Origin of the sequence: Hymenobacter wooponensis (assembly GCF_004745865.1) — a bacterium.
GTDB classification, from domain to species: domain Bacteria; phylum Bacteroidota; class Bacteroidia; order Cytophagales; family Hymenobacteraceae; genus Hymenobacter; species Hymenobacter wooponensis.
This window is the reverse complement of sequence record NZ_SRKZ01000004.1, coordinates 142,491-160,793: the sequence shown is the minus strand read 5'-3', so window position 1 is coordinate 160,793 and position 18,303 is coordinate 142,491. Positions and strand designations below refer to the sequence as shown.

Here is an 18,303-nt window from a genome sequence, read left to right as displayed (position 1 = left end):
CTCCTATGAACGGGTCCAGCCCTTCGCCGCAGCGGAATAATATCCTCCGTAATATATTCTTTGGTTTTCTTACAGTCGCAGCAACCTCACTGTTTACTCCTAACGCTGAAGCACAACAGTTGCCCTTTCTACAGGCCAAAGGCTCCCAGATGGTTGATGCCAATGGGAAGGAAGTAGTGCTGCGTGGTTTTAATGTGGGTGGGTGGCTGCTCCAGGAAAGCTACATTTTGCAAACAGATTCCCTGAATTGTCAGTGGCGCATCAAGCAGGGCATGCTCCGCACCATGCCGGAAGCGCAGATGGAAGAGTTTTACAAGCAGTATCGGGCCAACTTCATTACCAAGGCCGATATTGATTTCATTGCGAAGCAGGGGTTTAACTGTGTACGATTGCCCTTTCACTACGACTTGTTCCTGACGGCCGCTCAGCGTCATGCCCGCACCCAGGCTATGTTGAGCCCCAAAAACGTGGATGGCTACGTTGAGCAGTTGAGCACGTGGTACGATCAAAACCAGCTCTTTACGGATACCAAGAACCTCGACGGGTTCCGCTTTATTGATGACGTGCTGAAATGGTGCGCGGCTAATAAGCTATACGTCATTCTGGATTTGCATGCCGCCCCCGGTGGGCAAGGCACCGACCGCAACATCAACGACAACTTCGTGTCGTTGGATCTGTGGAAACGGCGCGATGCCAAAGGCAGGCCTATCTACCAGGACATGACCGTGCGACTCTGGGAAAAGCTCTCAGCTCGTTATAAAAGCGACTTGAGAGTGGCCATGTACGATCTTATAAATGAGCCACACAACTTAAATGCGGCAAACGGCATGTCGGCAGACAATCAGGAGCTAAGCGCCCTGTACTCTCGCCTTATCAACGCCGTGCGGGCGCAAAATGATAAGCACATGCTGCTGCTGGAAGGCAATGGCTACGGCAATGAGTACACGAACCTCACGCCTGATAAACTGGCTATTCAAGACAAGACTAACCTGGCCTACAATGCCCACCGCTACTGGTGCCCCAACACGCCAGAAACGGCCGATAATAACCCTAACCAAATCAACCTACTACACAATCTGGCTGCCTTCCGCGACCGGTGGCAGGTGCCGGTGTGGGTGGGGGAGACCGGCGAAAACTCCAATGAATGGTTTGTGGCGGCCGTGCAAGGGCTAAATGCTCAGAATATCGGCTGGTGTCACTGGACCCTGAAGCGGGTAGATGGCCCCACCAGTTTGCTTCGGGTTAAGCCTTACGGAAGTGTACTAACTCCTGAAGGACGGGCTGCTTTGCTGCGTAACGTGCAGTATGCCAATTGTCAACCTAACCGCGATGTGATAGCCGCGCTTACTCAGCCGGCCACGTTCCAGGCTCCCATTACGGCTCTTACTATTCCGGGAACCATTCAAGCAGCTGATTATGATCTGGGGAGGGCCGAAGTGGCCTACCACGACGATTACTCGGCGAAAGTAGACTTCCGCGACAATACCCCCTGGAATCAAGGTGGTGCCTACCGAAACGATGGGGTTGATATAAAAGTGAATACTGACTCACCAGATAAAAACTTTTCGGTAGGCCACTTGTCAGCAGGTGAGTGGCTGAAGTATACAGTAAAAGTGGCTTCGGCAGGATCTTACACTTTGCACATGCGAGTGCAGAAGGGCAGTGCTCCAGGTCAGGTTAGTCTACAATTAGATGGGGGCAAGCTAGTGTTAGTGCCAGTAAGCCAAGCCACTACAGCAGGAGAATGGGCCACTGTGACAGTGAAAACGCCGCCACTTCCAGCAGGACAGCATCAATTACGGCTTTTAGTGGAGCAGCCAGTAAACCAAATCAGTTGGATGCGCTTCGAACAAACCGGCGCCTCTTCAGCAGGAGGCCAGTAAGGCAACTGCGTTACTTTTTCTTAACTTGGAAAGTACGATGAGGCCCTTTTTTCGCAATATCTCTCTGTATAGGAGTGGTTGGCTAACTGCTCTATTTGTGAATGTGACGCTACTATTTACTCTTCGTAGCGCCGGTGCGGCCCCTGTAGCCGGGCCCGATACCCTCCGAGTGCGGCCTAACTTGGAGGAGCTTTTCGTGGAACCTCGCTTTTACAGCGTGCTGGAGGATCCATCGGGACAACTTACCCTTGCTGATGTGCAGCAACCTATTCATGCAGCCGCATTTGAGCGTGGCGACAAGCTGCCCACTAACATGGAGCATCCTGGCGCAGCTTACTGGTTGCGCTTGGTAGTACGGGCCGAAGGAGGACTAGCGCAACACTGGTACTTCGAACTGTTTGATTCTCACCTTAACGACATCTCCTTCTTTTCATCTGCTGACGCTAAGCAGAACATTATTCATACAGGGGCCGATCAGCCCCTAACTTCACGTCGCTTTCCGTATAAGAACTTTCTATTTCGCTTAGCGCTGGAGCCCGATCAAACTCAGGTATTCTACTTGCGGCTGCGCTCAAACTCCAAAACCAGTTTCCTCAGCCGATTACGGACGGAGCAAACCCTGGCCGTTCACTTTCAGGCAGAATACGGCCTACTGGGTGGTTTCTATGGCATCCTGCTGATTATGGTTATCTATAATCTTTGCCTCTATATATTCATCGGCGAGCAGACCTACTTACGCTATGTGTTGTATGTGCTGAGTTCAAGCCTGATGTTTTTATCGGAGGATGGCCTAGGATTTCAATATCTGTGGCCAGGTTATCCGACACTAAATCAGATGATTATAGCAGGATCACCAATCTTGCTGTTGCTAACGTTCAGCTACTATGCCCGGCAGTTCTTGGATGCTCCGCAGCGGCTGCCACGCTACGACCAGTGGGTACGAGCAGTAGTGCTACTGAGTGTAGCTGCTCTGCTGCTCGATACCATCTGGCTTAACTCCGGCTGGGGGTTCTGGCTGTATCTGCTGCCATACGGCATGATTTACTACCTCGCTTTTCGTATTTGGCAGCGCGGGTTCCGGCCTGCCGGCTACTTCCTGCTAGCCCACGCTATGGTGGCAGTGAGTGTGGGCTTCCTCATTTTGCGTAAGCTTGGTATTGACACCTTCACCAATACCGCAACAGTTTACAGTATGAATGCTGCCTTTGTAGTAGAGGTAGTAGTTCTTTCATATGCCTTGGGTGAGAAGATCAAGGGGATTAAAGACCTGACTATTAGGGCTCAGGAGAAGGTAGTAAAACAACTCAGAAAGAAACATCTCGCCCAAGATCGATTAGTAGAGCAGCTTAAGCGAAATCAAGAGCTAAAGGATCAGCTCAATACAGAGTTAGAAAGTCTGGTCGCATTACGCACCGAAGAATTGCGTCGGCAGAGTGACACAATCAGTGCCCAGAACCGAGAACTATTGCAGGCAAACGGCTTGCTGGCTCTGCAATCGGCAGCAATTGAAAAGTTGAACACTGACTTGCAGCGCGACTTGCAGGAAGCCAAAACGGCTCGTGTACTATCCAAAGAGGTGAATTTTGGTGAGTTTAGCCAGATCTATCCCGATAAGGAAGCTTGCTTAACTTACTTAGCTAACCTGAAGTGGTCTGATACCTTCCAATGCCGTAAATGTGGCCACGAGAAGTATTGTGATGGTCGTGAGCCACATTCTCGCCGATGCACCCGCTGCCGCTACGTAGAGTCGGCCACAGCTTACACCTTATTGCAGAAGTGTAAGTTCTCTATTATCAAGGCTTTTTATGCTGTTTTCCTGATTTATACCCACAAGGGCAGCTATACTTCACAAGAGCTATCAAGGGTGCTCGATCTACGTCAAGGCACCTGCTGGAGCTTCAGCCAAAAGGTGCTAGAAGCCATGCGCCGGCGTAGGCAATCGCCTGATTTTGATGAGAATGAGGATTGGACGCACATTCTACTGGATGCCACCGGAGGAGCCGAAGAAGAAGTAAGTGTGGCAGAAGAAAGAGTAGCACCAAGTACGGCGATAAGAAAGGTTGCTATATAGGATAATGCCAGTTAATTATTTTCAAAAAAGTGACTCTCAAGCCCTGATTTTTGAATTGTTTTTTACGTGAAGCTTGTCATTCGGCTAAATGGCACTAGCAGAACAACAAGGCATACTATACTGCTTTCTGCGTGTGTAGTAAGTGTATAGTTAAGTTGTTAACAACGCGAAAAAATGCTTTTAGGGCAAACTGAGGCCCATTTTGCTCTTGCATTTCCCAAACAAGGTCGGATATATTTGGGCATTCCCCCCGACCCCATGCTACCCTTCCCACCCACCACAGAAGCTCACATACGAGCTGTTCTCTCCTCTATATATGTTGCGATTTGCACCCCAGCGGTTCCCACGCTTCTGAATCAGCAAAAATTACGTGTGCAACCTGACCGAGTAGCTATTTCTGCAGTGTTCGACCATTGAGTTCATGACTATGCAAGTCGCTATCCTTAGTAGATAGCCAGCACTCAGGTTGCCAAGAAGAATCTAATACTGCTTCGTTCTTCTGCAGTGATTACCATTAGCTCAAACATGAAGTTTCAGTGAGATGGTAGCACCTATAGCTGTCGAGCTATTAAACGCAAATTGACTTTTACCTAGGCCAGTTTGTAGCCGATCCTTTTCAATCGAATCAGGAGTTCAATGCCCAATAGGTGTGCCGTCACGCGGCCGCCGATCTACTACGCTATTTACCTCCCTGAATAGTTCTGCTTTCGGCAAGCACTGAGCTTGAGTGCAGGTTTCCCATAACCTGCCTTACTAAGATCTTACCCACAATTCCCACATTCATATGAACCAATCTTTCTACACCAACGCATTGCTGCGGCGGGCCGTATGGCTGTCTGCAGTCGGTCTGCCGGTGTTAGCGGCTCCGGCCGCTGCCGCTGCCGTTTCCCCGCTGGCAAATCTGGCACCAGAGCGTGCCGTTTTCGCCGACGTGCCCGTATCGGGCCGTGTTATTCAATCAAACGGTGACCCACTCCCTGGTGTTACCATTGTGGTAAAAGGCACCACAGTAGGAACTTCCACCGATGCCAATGGTAACTTTACCCTTAATGCACCAGAAGGCTCAACTCTGGTAATCAGCTATGTAGGCTTCTCTCGCAAAGAATTGCCCGTAACGGGGGCTTCTAGCAATTTAAGCGTAACCCTAACCGAAGATAGCCGTGCCCTGAGCGAAGTAGTAGTTGTAGGATACGGTACTCAGGAGCGCGGTAGCGTTACCGGTGCTATTTCCTCGGTAGGCGCTGCTGATATTGTGCGTCAGCCAGTCCCGGATGTTACGCAGGCTATCCAAGGCAAAGTTTCGGGGGTAACCATCACTTCCAGTGGTGGCGCGCCCGGTGGCGCAGCTGGTACTGCCATTCGGGTGCGAGGTATCACTTCTGCGGGCAATAACAACCCTCTGTACGTAGTGGATGGATTTCCACTGCCAGACCGGGGTGATAGCCAGCTGAGTGCCATTAGCCCCAACGATATTGAATCCATTGATATCCTGAAGGACGCCTCGGCCACGGCTATCTACGGGGTTCGCGCTGCAAACGGAGTAGTAATTATCACCACCAAGCGCGGCAAGGCTGGAAAGACTACGTTTAACCTAGATGCATATCGCGGCGTGCAGACTGTAGCGCGCAAACTCGATCTGCTTAACTCAGAGGAGTACGCTACTATCAACAACGAGTCGTTGCTGGCCGCTGGCAAGCCCATTGCTCTCGATAAGCTGCGTGATCCTTCCACACTGGGCGAAGGTACTGACTGGCAGGATTTAGTGTTCCGCCGGGCCAAGATCCAGAACTATTCCCTTTCCGCAACCGGGGGCAGTGAGAAGGCCCGCTTTGCGTTGTCAGGAGCATACTTCCAGCAGGATGGTATCATCGTAGGCACCAACTTCGAGCGCTTCACCCTCCGGGCTAATGGCGACGTGCAGATTGGTCGCATGCTGAAAATTGGAACTAGCATCGCCCTGTCGCACGCAAGCGACCGGCAGGTAACTAGCAACAATGGAGAGTACGGCGCCGTGCAGCAGCTGCTGCGCATCCCGCCCACCGTACAGGCCTACCGCCCCGATGGCTACTGGTACCAGCCCAACAGTGCCAATGATAACTTCACGGAGGAAAACCCCCTGGCCACTGCGCTGCGCGTAAACCAGAGATTTACTCGCAACCGGGCTATAAACACCTTCTTCGCTGAGTTAGAGCCGGTGAAAGGGTTACGCTTCCGCACCAACGTGGGCGCTGACCTTGTCTTCGAGAACTTTAACAGCTTCGCCGCGCGCGGCCCTGAACTGGCCGGTTACACGCAGCGCTACATTACGGCAGGCGCCTCCGCTACAGCCGGCTACGCCCCCACGTATCTAATTGAGAACACGGCCACTTTCGATAAACTGTTTGCCGACAAGCACCAGGTTACGCTGCTCGTAGGCCAGTCGGCCCAGGAGTTCAACTACAGCAACGTAGAGGCCTACCGCACGGGCTATCTGCGCAACGACCTGCAAACTATTAATGCGGGCCCCATCAATACGCTGTTGGCTAACGCCGGCACGCTTGACCCCACACCCCGCCGCTTAGCCAGCTACTTTGGCCGGGTTAACTACGAGTTTGCGGGCAAGTACATCTTCCAGGCCATTGCCCGTTACGACGGCTCCTCCCGCTTCCAGCCCGGTGAGAAGTTTGGCTTCTTCCCTGGTGCTTCGGTGGGCTGGCGCATTTCCGAAGAGGATTTCCTGAAAGGAAACAGCGTAGTGAGCAACCTGAAACTACGCGCGGGCTACGGCCGGGTAGGTAACGAACTGAACGCGGGCCGCTTTGCGTATCTGTATGCCATTAACTTCGGCATCACGTATCCGTTCGGGTCGGACGGGGCTATTAACACGGGTGGAGCACCTACTCGTCTGGCTAACCCCAAACTGCGCTGGGAGTACAACGACCAAGCCAACATTGGTCTGGACATGGGCTTCCTCGACAACCGCTTTGAGGCCAGCATCGACCTCTACAACCGGAACTCGCCCAACCTGATTGCGGGTGTGCCCCCATCCCTGGTGTCGGGCACCTATGAGTCGGTGAATGCCAACGCGGCCTCGGCCTACAACCGCGGCATCGACCTGTCGCTGACTTCGCACAACTTTACTGGCTCGAACGGGGGCCTAGACTGGACTACTACCTTTAATATCTCGGCCTTTAAAACCCGCTTGGAATCACTGGGCGCCGGGGTGCCTTATAACGGAACAAGTTACCTGAGCGGTGCCGTTGTACGCTACGACATCAATCAGCCCTTTGGCTCATTCTACGGCTACGTGGCCGAGGGCTTGTTCCAGACTCCGGAAGAGGTTAAAAATGCCCCTGTTCAGCAGCCCGGCACTGCCCCTGGCGATATTCGCTTCAAGGATATTAACGGCGATGGAGTTATCACCAGCCTGGACCGCACATTTATTGGTAATCCTAACCCTGACTTCTCGTTTGGTCTGACCAACACGCTGAACTACAAGAGCTTTGATTTGAGCTTTTTCATTCAGGGGGTACAGGGCAATGACGTGTACAACCTGAACCGATATATCACGGAAAGCGCCCTATACAGTACCACGAACGGTACTACCCGCATCCTGAACCGTTGGACTGGCCCCGGCACCAGCAACGATGTTCCGCGCGCTATCAACGGCGACCCAAATAACAACCTGCGGGTATCTACGCACTATATCGAGGACGGCTCTTATGTGCGTTTGAAGAACCTCACCTTTGGCTATACCCTGCCTAAGACCTTGATGAGCCGCATTTCGGCTACTCAGCTGCGTGTGTACGTTACGGCCCAAAACCTAGTGACGCTAACCAAATACACCGGCTACGACCCCGAAGTAAGCCCCAGCGGCATTGACCTAGGCATTTACCCGCAGTCGCGCGTGTTCATGGGCGGCATTAACATCGGGTTCTAATCCTTACTAATTCCCACCTACCTACTCATGAATATTTCTAAAATCACGTGCAGCGCCTTTCTGCTTTCGCTAGGCCTGCTGGTGGGCTGCACCGAGAAGTTTCTCGAAGAAGCTCCCGCCGATCAAGTAACCGACGCCAACTTTTACCAAACCCAGCAGGACGCCATTCAGGCCACGAATGCTGCCTATAGTGAACTGACCAAGGAAGGGCAGTATAACCTGGCCATGTGGGCCTTCGACATCATGGCCGATATCTCGGTAACGGGCGGCGACGATGGCAATGACGGCATCGAGTACAAGCAGTTGGAGGCTTTCAGCATTCCATCTACTAACACAGTGGTGAACCGGCTGTGGGGCGGCTCCTTTATTGGGGTACAGCGCGCCAACCTGGTACTGCAGAAAGTGCCGAGCATTCCTAACATGGACCCCGTGATTCAGAAGCGGTGCCTAGGAGAGGCTCAGTTCCTACGGGCCAAGTACTACTTCGACCTGGTGCGGGCTTATGGCGACGTACCCCTGTTTACGGCACCGCCCGCCAGCCCCGAAGCGGTAAATATTCCGCGCACGCCAGCCGCTGAAGTATACAAGCAGATTGAGCAGGACCTGAAAGATGCCTACGAAAACCTGCAGCCATCGTACAGCGGCACCGATCTGGGCCGGGCTACTAAATGGGCTGCTGCTGGCTTGTTGGCTAAAGTCTACATCACCGAGGGTAAGAAACCCGAAGCCGCTCAGTGGGCACGGGAGGTGATTACTAAGTCGGGTAAGACCATGTGGGATAACTACGCCGATAACTTCAAGGTAACGAACGAAAACAAAAACGAGAAAGAGTCCCTGTTTGAGGTGCAGTATGTAAACGGTCGAAATCAGTATGACCGTAACAACGTAGGTTCCTCCATGAACGAGTTCTTTGGGCCCCGAGGTGCCAACCAGACACCTGGTAGCGGCTATGGTTTCAATATCCCCGAGCCTGACTTCGTGAATGGCTACGAGGCCGGCGATACGCGCAAAGCGGCTACCATTTGGGTACCCGGCGACGTGTTCCCGGATGGGGCAAAGCAATCGGCTAAGGCAACTGGCTCGCCATTTGGCTACAACTGCAAGAAGTGGTTTGTGGGTAAAAAACCGGAGGTGACCAACATCTGGGATTCGCCCCTAAATGTGCCCGTGATGCGGCTTGCAGAAGTGTATTTGATTTTGGCCGAGGCTGTTGGGCCAACTCCCGAGGGGTTAGAAGCCATTAACAAAGTGCGCCGCCGCGCCTTTGGCCTGCCCATCAATACGCCCTCTGCGGCCCACGACCTCACGGCTGGTACTGCCAACTTCACGGATGCGGTGATAAACGAGCGTAAGTACGAGCTGGCCTTCGAGTTCGACCGCTGGTTTGACCTCAAGCGCACGGGCAAGCTTATTCCGGTAATGACGGCCCAGGCGGCCTACCTACGTACGCTGGGCATCACGCAGCGCGGCATTCCTACGGAGAAGAACCTGGTGCTGCCCATTCCGCAATCAGAGCTGGACGCCAACCCCGGCCTGAAACAAAACCCTGGCTACTAGGCCACACACCCGACTCTTAGCCCAGAAAATCATGCAGTACATAGGATATAAAACAGCCCTGCTAGCCCTGGCTAGCGCAATGGTTTTTACCTCTTGCGATAAAGAAGACCAAGGAGAAATCAGCGGCCCCAAGCCTACCTCCAGCTTCACGGCCTCGACGCCCAAAGTAGTAGGTCTCACCTCCGAAGTAACTTTCACCAGCACCAGCACCGACGCGTTCCTGTATCAATGGGACTTCGGCGACGGCACTATTGGCTCGGGCCAGACCGTAACGCACGTGTACACCAAGGGCGGTACGTTCAACGTGCAGCTGCTCACGGCTGGGCGGGGTGGTACCGGTAATACTACTACCCAGCAAGTAGTAGTAGTGTCGCCGCTCAGCACCGTAAACCGGTTGCTAACCGGCGGCTCCTCTAAAACCTGGATGCTCGACAATACCGTTGATGCACCTATCGTCGTAGGTACGGAGGGCAACCCAAGTCAGTATTTTGCGGGCGTAAAAGCAGGCGAACTGCCTGCTTGCCAATCGGATGACGAGTACACCTTCTCGTCAGCAAACGGGTTCACTTACGATTCTAAAGGCGAGACCTTCTACGCCAACCAGAAGGATTATACGTGCCAGACGGGCTTATCTGATACCTCGCCGTTTGTATTTGGGGCGGCCGTGGGCAATGGCCTAGGCCAGTTCACACTCAATAAAGCCGGCACCTTCATTGGCGCCACCGATGCCTCGCTTACGGAGCGGGTGTACCGGATCATGGCTATTGACGAGAAAAAAATGACCCTCAGGGCCGGCAGCGGCGCCTCAAATGGCACGGTGTTCACCATGAAACTGGTGGCAAAATAGTCTCCGGAACCACCGCTGCCAGCTACTTGGCCTTAGCCCTTACGGGGCATCTACTTTATGATCAACATCTTCACGCGTACTTCCCTCAGCCGAAAAGCCGGGGCCAGCAGCTTGCTGGCCCTGTGCTTGCTGAGCTGTACGGAAACAAAGCCGCAGGTGCTTCCGGCCCCGGCACCTGCCTTAGCAAACGAAGAGGCCCGCGAACCTACTCAATACACTGAGCTTAAGTGGAGCGACGAGTTTGATGGCGGCGCACTGAATCAGGCCAACTGGGTATATGAACAGGGAGGTAACGGCTGGGGCAACCGAGAGCTTCAGAACTACACCAACTCGACTGAGAACGTGTTCACGGAGGGCGGCAACCTTGTTATTCGAGCCAAGCAGCAACAGTTGGGCGGCAACGCCTACACCTCGGGCCGTATCATCACCAAGGGCAAGCAGAGCTTTCAGTTCGGCCGCCTCGATGTGCGGGCTAAGGTACCGAAAGGCAAAGGCGTGTGGCCAGCCATCTGGATGTTGGGCTCCGACATTGACCAGAACAACTGGCCAGTGTGTGGTGAAATCGACATAATGGAGCTACGGGGCAGCAAACCGCGGGAGATGCTCTCCACCATGCACTTCGGTACCAGCTCCGCTGACCATCGCTACGTTGGCACCACCGAACGACTGGCCGCCGACCTCTCCGACGACTTTCACGTGTTTAGCATGGTGCGGAGCAAGAACCTGATGCGTTTCTACTTGGACGGGCGCGAGTACTACCGCTTCACCGACAGCAGCGCCAGCCCTTATCCGTTTAACAATCCGTTTTTCGTGATTTTGAACGTGGCCGTGGGGGGGGATTTCGATGGCAACCCCGACGCTACTACCACCTTTCCGCAGCAAATGCAGGTGGATTACGTGCGCTTCTACCAGTACAAGTAATACCGGAACTCGGCCCGGCAATGCCGAGTGGGATGAGGTGCGTGACCAGAAAGCTTTGGGGATTAGCTTTCTGGCCCGAGTGGGCCGGGCCTAGCAACAGGCTAGGTCCGGTTACTGGGCTCCATCCGCCTATTTTGTTTATACCTAGGCAACTGTTCGCCGCAACGACAACGTCTTGCTAACACTACCTGCGTAACTATTGCAAAAGTATCCCGCTACGGAAGCTAGAAGCCAAGGCGGGAGTATAAAGGGTCGGCTGTCTATTAGGGGGACAAGCCGGCCCTTCTTTTTGAGTGGCCTAGAAAGGCAGGACAACCGCCCATCTTTATAGGCCAGAAGCAGGCAACCGCGCCACCGTACCCAGTAACTTGGATACGGTGGCGCGGTTGCCTGCTTCTGCTATTTGCTAATTGCCCAGAAGGAATATAGGTCTAGAGCTTAACTAATGGTGAAAAGATAGGGCTTGGCGGGTTTTCACATGTCACGCGTGAAAACCCACCAAGCCCTATGCACTTTTAGTAAGTGGCCTAGATTGGCTATTTAACGAGCAGTGTCATGATGGAGTGGGGGCGGCTGCTGGTCTGGGCAGCCTGGCCTTTAATCCAGAGGTGGAAGGGCTGCTCCTTCTCCGTTTGGTTCATCACCACCACCGCTACCGAGCCATCGGGGTTCTGGAAGGCCGTGGTCTGCAGCACGTCGCGGCTGGCGGCGGTGGCAATGCGCTTGGCCCCGGGCCGGATGAACTTGCTGAAGTGGCCGATGTAGTAGTAGATGTTGGTGTAGAGCAGCTTGCCCGTCTTCGTGTCGCCGATGAGCGGGGCGTAGCAGAAGTTGCCCACGTGGTTGGGCCCGCCGGTCTCATCGAGCAAGATGTTCCAGTCGGTCCAGGCCTCGGTGCCGGCGTTGAAGTCATTGATCATGGAGTGGCCGTACTGTTCGCCCAGCTTCCAGTCATTGATATTGCTGAACTGGAACTTCTCGATGCAGCCCTCGGTGAAGATCAAGTGCTTGTTGGGGTAGGTCTCGTGCACGCGGCGCAGGTTGTCGAACTGCATGCCCGAGCCCGTCCACGTCTCATACCAGTGATAGCCCAAGCCCCAGTAGTACTTACTGGCCTCCGGGTCATCAAATAAGGTAGTAGCGCGCTGGTACATCAGGTCCCGGTTGTGGTCCCAGCCAATGAGCTTTTTAGTGCCCATCCCGGCTTTTTGTAGGGTAGGACCAAGGTAGCCCTTCACGAAGTCACGCTCTTGCTCGGCCGTGAACAAGCACGACTCCCAAGTCTGCTTGGCCATGGGCTCGTTCTGCACCGTCAGGCCCCAGATGGGCACACCAGCCTTCTCATAGGCTTGAATGAACTTGACAAAATAGTTGGCCCAACTCTGGCGGTACTCGGGCAAGAGTTGCCCGCCTTGTAGCATGTTCTTAGTGTCCTTCATCCAGGCTGGGGGGCTCCAGGGGCTCACGTACATCGTGAGCTTGCCACCGGCCGCCGTCTGGACCTGCTTGATAAATGGCAGGCGGTATTGCTCATCGTGCTGTAGGCTGAAGGTTTTGAGCTCTTTGTCGCCATCGGCCACATATGTGTAAGGTGCCGATGAGAAATCGTTGCTATGAATGCTAGTGCGTGCTAGCGTGTAGCCAATACCCTGGGTGGGGCTGTAGTAGGCCTGCAGGAGCTCCTGCTGCTGGGCTTTAGGCAGCTTAGCGAAGGTTTCAGCGGCGGCGTCAGTAAGAGCACCACCGATGCCAATCATCGTCTGGAACGAATGGTTAGGGTCCACAAAGACGGTGGGCTGGGTTTCTAGCGGCTGCCCCTGAGCTTGAAAAGTAAGTTTGTCGGTGGCCGCTAGGCGTAATTGGGTATTGGCAGCGGTGGTGTACACCTGCACCTGCTTGCCTACAACTGAGTAAGACGGAGACGCAGACATAGGGGGAGATGCTTTTTGTGCCGTAGCGCTATGTAGGCTCGCTAAAAACAAGGCGGCCAGAACTATTCTTGGCATGCGTAACAGATAAGAAAAGGTGGGAGGAGAAGGCTGCTTAGCTGGTTAGAGGGAGCAGCTCAGGAGGTTAGAAGGACACTATGGATAGGACGACTCAAGCTCATACTCAGGCTGGGCCATAGGGACGGTGGCCATGAGTTAGAAGAGCAGCAGTAAGCACTACACTAATAAGGGAGCTTATCCGCTGTATTACTTATGACGCTACAGGAGCACCCGAACAGTGGTACAATAGCTGCGGAATCATCATGCTGCTTCAATAGCAAGAGGGCCTAGAAGTCCAAGTCTAGGTGGATCGACGGGCTTGTTCTGCGAAGTCGATAAGCTCAGCAGCTAACCCAAATATATTAGCAGGTTGCGCTTGAAAAAAGTGCGATACAAGCCTTCTGTGGCTCGTTTTGATGCGATTATACACTTACAGCACACATGCAAAGTCAATTACCAGAAGGACTGCAGCGAAACTTGTTAGAAGGTTAGTCGGGGAGGTAGCAGATAAGAAACAATTAAAATTTTGCCGCCTTTGTAGTGTTTCGAAGCAAATACTTATGCCCAGGAGTTAAGCCAGGGAAACTTAAGTCTACTGTAGGTGTGTCAGTACCACTCTTGGGTAAACATGGGGAGGCCTAGCTTGCACATCTAGTACACGGCAACTAAAACTAACTAGCCTTTTCAAAAACAAGAGCCCCTGTCAAATTCAGTCCTAGAACTGGATTTGACAGGGGCCCCTTGGTGTGTAGCAAGAGTAAAGCGAATGACTACTCCACCAGCGATACTCGAATTTTACGGCCTTTGATTTTAGCGCCGCTTACGCGCTCCGCAATATCCTTTGCCTGAGGGCGCGGCACTGCTACGTAGCTGTAATGATCAAAGACTTCAATGTGGCCTACTTCAGAACGCTCTAGGCCACCTTGGGCCACAAACGTGCCTACCAAGTCGTGGGCGCTAACTTTGTCTTTGCGGCCCGCCGAAACGTGCAGCGTCACATTCTCGGGGCGGGGCGTTTTGGGGGCCGCGGGCGGTAGCTTAGGCGCATGAAGTGGTTTCCACTGAATGCCAGCAGCTACGGGCCACTTCTTCACATGGGCCATTTCCTTATCCGTTACCAGAATATGGGCAGTGCCTTCGGCGCCGGCTCGGGCGGTGCGGCCAGCCCGGTGCTGAAACGCATCGGCTTTATCGGGGGCATCGAATTGTACCACGGTGTCAAGGGCGGTTACATCGATGCCACGGGCGGCTACGTCGGTGGCTACCAATACTTGGCTAGAGCCGTTGCGCAACTTCATAAGCGCTTTGTCACGCTCGGGCTGTGGCATTTTACCGTGCAATACTTCTGCGGCTACCCCGCGGCCCTGCAGGAAGCGGGTTAGCTCTGAGCACCGCTCCCGAGTGTTGCAGAACACCAAGGCTCGGCCGGTTTCGGGCTGCTGCAGCAAGTGGAGTAGGGCCGCAGGCTTCTTCTCAACTGTGCCGTAGTGGCCTACAAGCTTCAGGTTTTCGGGTAGCTCGTCGGTATCCTCGCCAGCATTGACCACCCGGGGGCGGGTTAGGTTTTTGCGGATCAAATCCAGCACCTTATCCGACATAGTTGCCGAGAATAGCAGGGTCTGGCGACGGCGGGGCAAGCGCTTAATAATCTCCACCAACTCATCCTGAAAACCGAGTTCCAGCAGCTTGTCGGCCTCATCCAGAATCAGCACCTTCAACTGATTGGGAATAATGCTGCGCCGCTCAAAGTGGTCGAGCAGACGACCTGGGGTAGCTACCACAATGTGAGGAGCCTGCTGCAAAGAGGCCGTTTCGTCGCGGAAAGCGTGGCCACCGTAGAATGCAGCTACGCGCAGATTTGGTAGAAATTTGCCCAGTTTTTTTAGGGCATCGCGTACCTGCAGGGCCAGTTCTCGGGCCGGAACCAGCACAATGATCTGAACGGCATCCAGCTTCACATCCACCTGATGCAGTACCGACAGGCCATAGGCGGCAGTTTTACCAGAGCCGGTTGGAGCCTGGCCTACCACATCCTGCCCGGCCAGTGCCATCGGAATCACCTGCTCCTGCACAGGAGTAGGGGCTGCGAAGGCCAACTCTTCTAGGGCTTGCAGAAGAGCGGGAGAGAGGCCTAGGTCGGCGAAGGAGGGAGAAGTTGGAGTCATACAGCGTGAAATTTCCTGCAAAGGTAGCGCTTTGCTAGGCGGGAATGGCGCAAGGGGTACATGATAGACCTCTAAGACTGCAACAATACGTATTTAGCTAGGCAACTTGGAGGCTCTAGGCCAGGTGAACCTCTGTTACGCTAGCTGTGCCCTTTGCGGCGCGCACTTATTCTTCTACGTCTACCATTTTGTAGCGGATAGCCGATTTCTTCGGCCGAATATCCATGCCCACATAATGCGCATAGGCTTTCGTGAAACAGGCCCCAAAGTAGAATATCATGGCCGAATAGAACACGAACAGCAGCACTAGCACCATGCTAGAGGCCGGACCATATATAGGACCCAGGTTACGGGGGACCAGGAGAAAGCCTAGTACGTTCTCGCCCAAGTCAATAAGCACAGCCGTTAGCAGGGCTCCGCGGAGTACGGCCCGAGGAGGTACTTTAGCACTGCTGAGGTTACGAAACGTAATTCCAAACCACGCAGCCAGGATTAGCAGCGAGGAGAGTTGATTGGCAATCTGGAATAGATAATAAACGAATGTTGCATCGAAATCACGGATATAATCCGCGAATAAGGCCAAGGCGGCATCAAACAAGAATGCCAACACGGAGAGAACCATAGTGGCAAAGAGCAGGCCTAGAGACCGGGCACGTTCCTTTAAAATTTTGGTAAAGCGCCCGGTACTACGCCGCGTCCGGATTTGCCAAAGCTGGTTCAATGAGTTTTGAATTACCCCAAAGAGCGTAGTGGCAATAAAAAGTAGGAAGGCAAAACCCAGCCACGTAACCCAGCGGCTGCGCTCTACATTCGTAACGTTTTGCAAAATCTGCTCTACTAGGCCTGCTGCCGAAGCGCCTAGTAAATGGGCTAGCTTGGTGAGCAGCAGCATGCGCACAGCCGAAGTAGAGTAGAGCGACCCAATGATCTGAATAAGAATAATCAGGATGGGGGGCAGGGCAAACGTAGTAAAGAAGGCAGTGGCGGCTCCTAAGCGAAGCGGGTCGTTGGCACTAAACTCACGTGCCGCACGGCGCATCAGAATCAGGAAATCGGTCCAGGCGTTGCGGCGGTGGTGGGCCGAGTCGTGTACTTTTGTCATCGGAGGCGCGTACTACTCTTGGCACGATGCCAGCTCAGGGCGTTTTGCGAAGGTAATGCGCCACCGCTGGATTTTGTGCCGCCTTCCTCTAAACTTTCCTCGTGACTCAGCCACCTCTTCCGCCGCCTACCACGCCCCGTCCTGCTAGTTGGTGGCGCCGCCTCCTCGACCCACTACGGGATTTGCTACGGCAGGGACTTACGCCGCACCAGTTGGCCCTGACGGTGGCCTTAGGTACTGTGCTGGGGTTGGTACCAGTCTTAGGCATTACCTCTTTATTGGCCACGTTTATTGCCGTGCGGCTGCGCCTGAATGTGGCCGCCACACTACTAATTGCCCACCTTTGGAGCCCTGCCCAGCTGCTGTTACTTATTCCGTTTCTGCACTGGGGTAGCCAATTGCTAGGAGCCGATGCCAGTGCCGCGTTGACTATGCAGCAGCTTAAGTATCAGTTTTCGCACGATTGGGTAGCCGCCTTGCAAGTGCTCTGGAAGGCTTTTGCCGGTGGACTCTTGCTGTGGGCGCTTGCGGCAGTGCCCGTAGGAGCACTGCTCTATTTTCTTCTGCGTCCTGTACTGCGGCGAGTATTGGCCCGCCAGCAACCACCGGCAGCATCTTAGCAGGGACAAATAAAAAATAAAGGCCTGACGCAGAAGCATCAGGCCTTTATTGTATGGCGGTATCAGTGCCCATTAAGCGCGCTGATACACGGGCTCAGTCTGGAGAAGGTACTGAATGAGGGGCTCTTCTGAGGCAGGGTCGATGAGCATCAGGTCCACGAATTGTGCCTCACCGATGTTGTTCTGAATAACCGGGCCAAGCTCCTGCAGGAAAGCGGGGTCTTGCTGATCGGTGTGGAAAGCCAGCAGCAGGCGACGCTCTTCAGGGTTGTGCTGCATCTGCATTTCTGCCAGATAAATGGCATGGATGTGGTCTTGACCACCCGCATACTCCCGCAGGGCATCTTTGAGGGCAACAGGCTCCACCTCAGGCTGATGCAGGGCTACCTGCACATCTTGGGGGTTGGGTGCTTCAAACAGCTGACCTGCCAACAGCGCCTGGATTTCTTCAGCGGCCAATAGCTTACCTACTGGTGAGAAAGGATTTAGGGCGCATTCAGCACCTTGCACCATGGAGAAGAAATCGTGGCCACGCAGGCGCATGTACGTCACAGAGTCTTCAGGGACGGCGCCACTTTCGAAGATGCGTTCTACGGAAGTGAAAACCGGAATTTTACCGTCGTGCAGCACCTGAAGCTGAATCTCCATGCCTTCCGTAGGCGTGATTTCACCGGGCTCCATGTCTTCCTTGGGCGCCATTACTACTATAACTTCTTCACCAAGCAGTGCCTGGTAAAATGGGCTCCGGAAACCAGGGTCAGTGGCGGCTTGCAGCAACAGCTGCTCCAGTATATTGCGGGGCTCAAAAGACGCCAAATCGGGCGTTTGGGGAATCGGGATGGGCGGTGCCGGTGGAATTTGCGGCATTGGCGCGGGAGCTGGTGCCGCAGGCATTTGATAATTCGAACCCTTATAGCGCGGGCCGGAAGACTTGTCAGTCGCGTCGGAAGGGGCCGAACCGGCGGGCGTAGGAGTAGAGGCGGGAGCCGGTGCGTCCTCCTCAGATTTCTTCTTTAGAAAGTCAAATAGACCCATAACAAAACAAACAGATGAAGCTGCAAGCTAAGGAGGATTACGAGAAGATGCACGTCTTGTGAGTAGAGTTCATCTTCCTTAAAAGCAAATAAAAAACTCTAAGCTTCTATAATTAGTGCCCCTTTGAACTTAGGTAGCCGCACTTGCTTCTAAAAAAGGTGGTTTTCGTTTAAACTTCTGACTTTGGAAAACAGG

Annotated in this window: 11 protein-coding genes; 7 read left to right on the top strand and 4 right to left on the bottom strand. The window is 53.8% G+C overall.

Going from position 1 to position 18,303, the window contains the following annotated elements; genetic code table 11:
- The first annotated feature begins 5 nt into the window (after positions 1 to 5).
- The 6 genes from EU557_RS14410 to EU557_RS14385 all read left to right on the top strand — a co-directional run bounded on the left by EU557_RS14410 (position 6) and on the right by EU557_RS14385 (position 11,198).
- A complete protein-coding gene (locus tag EU557_RS14410; protein WP_135531169.1) occupies positions 6 to 1,883 on the top strand; it encodes a cellulase family glycosylhydrolase in 1,878 nt (625 codons plus the stop codon).
- Positions 1,884 to 2,079: 196 nt separating this feature from the next.
- Positions 2,080 to 3,954: a 7TM diverse intracellular signaling domain-containing protein gene (locus EU557_RS14405; RefSeq protein ID WP_167855217.1), complete on the top strand. Its 1,875-nt coding sequence runs from the start codon at positions 2,080 to 2,082 to the stop codon at positions 3,952 to 3,954.
- Between the two features lie 784 nt (positions 3,955 to 4,738).
- Complete coding sequence (locus EU557_RS14400) at positions 4,739 to 7,873, top strand: SusC/RagA family TonB-linked outer membrane protein (RefSeq protein WP_135531167.1); 3,135 nt, start codon at positions 4,739 to 4,741, stop codon at positions 7,871 to 7,873.
- A gap of 27 nt (positions 7,874 to 7,900) precedes the next feature.
- Entirely contained in the window at positions 7,901 to 9,430 is a 1,530-nt protein-coding gene (locus tag EU557_RS14395; protein WP_135531166.1) for a RagB/SusD family nutrient uptake outer membrane protein, read from the top strand.
- A gap of 31 nt (positions 9,431 to 9,461) precedes the next feature.
- Positions 9,462 to 10,277 carry a PKD domain-containing protein gene (locus EU557_RS14390; RefSeq protein ID WP_135531165.1) on the top strand — a complete coding sequence of 272 codons (816 nt, stop codon included), beginning with the start codon at positions 9,462 to 9,464 and terminating at the stop codon, positions 10,275 to 10,277.
- Positions 10,278 to 10,334: 57 nt separating this feature from the next.
- Positions 10,335 to 11,198 (top strand): glycoside hydrolase family 16 protein, encoded by an 864-nt coding sequence (locus tag EU557_RS14385; protein WP_135531164.1) that lies wholly within the window; start codon positions 10,335 to 10,337, stop codon positions 11,196 to 11,198.
- 536 nt (positions 11,199 to 11,734) lie between these two features.
- Here the strand turns inward: EU557_RS14385 and EU557_RS14380 are convergent.
- From EU557_RS14380 to EU557_RS14370, 3 genes are all read right to left on the bottom strand, one after another.
- A complete protein-coding gene (locus EU557_RS14380) occupies positions 11,735 to 13,129 on the bottom strand; it encodes a glycoside hydrolase family 30 protein (RefSeq protein ID WP_210116054.1) in 1,395 nt (464 codons plus the stop codon).
- Positions 13,130 to 13,956: 827 nt separating this feature from the next.
- Entirely contained in the window at positions 13,957 to 15,351 is a 1,395-nt protein-coding gene (locus tag EU557_RS14375; protein WP_135531162.1) for a DEAD/DEAH box helicase, read from the bottom strand.
- Between the two features lie 166 nt (positions 15,352 to 15,517).
- On the bottom strand, positions 15,518 to 16,453 hold the full coding sequence (locus EU557_RS14370) for a YihY/virulence factor BrkB family protein (protein ID WP_135531161.1): 936 nt from the start codon (positions 16,451 to 16,453) through the stop codon (positions 15,518 to 15,520).
- A gap of 101 nt (positions 16,454 to 16,554) precedes the next feature.
- On the opposite strand from EU557_RS14370, the gene EU557_RS14365 reads away from it, so the two are divergent.
- Positions 16,555 to 17,073: a DUF2062 domain-containing protein gene (locus EU557_RS14365; RefSeq protein WP_135531160.1), complete on the top strand. Its 519-nt coding sequence runs from the start codon at positions 16,555 to 16,557 to the stop codon at positions 17,071 to 17,073.
- Positions 17,074 to 17,145: 72 nt separating this feature from the next.
- On the opposite strand, the gene EU557_RS14360 is transcribed toward EU557_RS14365, so the two are convergent.
- Positions 17,146 to 18,108 (bottom strand): enhanced serine sensitivity protein SseB C-terminal domain-containing protein, encoded by a 963-nt coding sequence (locus EU557_RS14360; protein WP_135531159.1) that lies wholly within the window; start codon positions 18,106 to 18,108, stop codon positions 17,146 to 17,148.
- Positions 18,109 to 18,303 lie beyond the last annotated feature (195 nt).